This window comes from Shewanella sp. ECSMB14101, assembly GCF_000773485.1.
GTDB classification, from domain to species: domain Bacteria; phylum Pseudomonadota; class Gammaproteobacteria; order Enterobacterales; family Shewanellaceae; genus Shewanella; species Shewanella marisflavi.
The window spans coordinates 1-2,095 of sequence record NZ_JSFF01000054.1; the positions used below are offsets into that span (position 1 = coordinate 1).

Consider the following 2,095-nt stretch of genomic DNA (forward strand, 5'->3'; position numbering starts at 1 on the left):
TTTTTTTTTTTTCGGAAAAAAAACTTTAATTAAATTAATAACATTAAATTTGATTTTTTTTTTTTTGCTAAAAATTACATCATGTTTTATATATACTTTGAATTAATTTCATTAAATATTTTTTTTTTAGTTTTTATATCAAGTTTTTCTATACAACGATTTAAAGCTAGAATCTATATCTTTATTTTTATATGTATAGGAACTTTTCCTATATTAATAATATTTTTTTTTTTAAATGACCAAAATATAGTATTAATTTTTTCATTAGGATTTTTAATTAAAATCCCAATATTATTTTTTCACCTTTGATTACCTAAAGCTCACGTAGAGGCAAATTTTTACGATTCAATAATTTTAGCTAGATTATTATTAAAGTTAGGAGGGTATGGTTTGATGTTAATAAACTATAGAAGAATAATAAACATATTATTTATTTATAGAATATTAGGAATAATTATTATCTCTTTATACACCCTTTTTTGTACAGACATAAAAATAATTTTAGCATATTCCTCAATTATTCATATAAATGGCATAGTGCTTATAATATTAAGAAATAATATAGAAACAGAAAATATATTTACTTTAATAATAATTAGACATTCTTTTTCTTCATCTATGATATTTTTTATAGTAGGAATAATTTATGAATATACATACAGACGAAATATTATAATCAATAAAAGCACTTTTTTAAATTTCGAAATATTTTTCATAATAATATTTTTTGTTTTATTTGCCAATATAGGTACTCCTCCTTTTATAAATTTTTTTTCTGAAATATATATATATATATCTTTAATAAATTTTAACAACAATATTTTACTAATAGTAACCATAATATTATTATTAACTATTTTATTTAATTTAATCTTATTAAAAAATTTAAGTATAGGTACAATAATAAAATTTTTTAAAATTTATAATTTAAAAATAATAGCAATATTTATTTCTTTAGAACATTTAATATATATAATTACATTTATATAAATTGATTTAGTTTATAAAAAAATAGTAAATTGTGGATTTACAGAAAAAATTCAATAATATTTTTTATTAATATTTTTCAAACAACTTTTATATTTATATTATTACTAACAATTTTTTACTTAAATCTATTAATTAAAACAAATATAAGATTAATTTTAAATTTTTATGAAATATTTATAAATAGAAAAATTCATTTAATATTTATTTTAGATACTTACTCTTTATTGTTTTTTTTTATTATTATAATAGTTGTATTAAACGTAATAAGATTTATAAAAAATTATATGTTCAAAAAAAAAGACATAAAAATATTTATTTTTATAACTATAATGTTTGTGTTATCAATAATATTTTTAGTGTTTTCGTTTAACATTTGAACTATAATTTTTGGATGAGAAGGATTAGGAATTAGCTCATTTTATTTAATTTTTTATTTTAACAATTATGATTCTTGAAATAGAAGAATTAAAACCTTTTTTAATAATAAATTTGGAGATTGTTTTATAATTATATCTATAATCTTTATACTTATAAATAAAAATAAAATAATAATTTTTTTTTTAATATTAGCATTATTAACTAAAAGAGCACAATTTCCTTTCATAGCTTGATTACCAATAGCTATAGCAGCTCCCACACCTATTTCAGCTATAGTGCATAGTTCCACATTAGTTACTGCTGGGTTATATATTTTTTTCCGATTATCTAATATATTAATTAGAGTTATTAATTTAAATATTTTTATAAATTTATGTTTAATTTCTATATTAATTAGTGGATTAAAAGCTTTAATAGAAAAAGATATAAAAAAAGTTATTGCTTTATCTACTTTAAGACAAATTGGATTAATATTATTTTTCCTTTTAATAAATATAAAATTAATTTCATTTCTTTATATATGTAATCATGCTTTATTTAAATCTTTAATATTTATTAATATGGGATATATAATAATATTTAATTACTCAAATCAATATATTTTTAATATAAATACTTCAAATATAAATTTATTCTTTAATTTTTCTTTTAAGATTTCTTGTTTCAATTTAATAAATCTAACATTTTACTCTTCTTTTTATTTAAAAGAAATTTTATTAATAAATTT

The 2,095-nt window shown here is 15.8% G+C and carries 2 protein-coding genes and 1 pseudogene; 2 read left to right on the forward strand and 1 reads right to left on the reverse strand.

The genetic code is table 11. The features are described from left to right. Positions 1 to 321 precede the first annotated feature (321 nt). Positions 322 to 990, forward strand: a pseudogene (locus NY07_RS19935) (proton-conducting transporter transmembrane domain-containing protein); the annotation flags it as partial. 442 nt (positions 991 to 1,432) lie between these two features. On the opposite strand, the gene NY07_RS18720 reads toward NY07_RS19935, so the two are convergent. Continuing rightward, positions 1,433 to 1,657, reverse strand: a complete 225-nt coding sequence (locus tag NY07_RS18720; RefSeq protein WP_033540871.1) for a hypothetical protein — start codon at positions 1,655 to 1,657, stop codon at positions 1,433 to 1,435. On the opposite strand from NY07_RS18720, the gene NY07_RS19330 reads away from it, so the two are divergent. Then, a partial coding sequence (locus NY07_RS19330; protein ID WP_161783178.1) for a proton-conducting transporter transmembrane domain-containing protein occupies positions 1,644 to 2,095 on the forward strand: 452 nt, incomplete at its 3' end. The genes NY07_RS18720 and NY07_RS19330 overlap by 14 nt on opposite strands.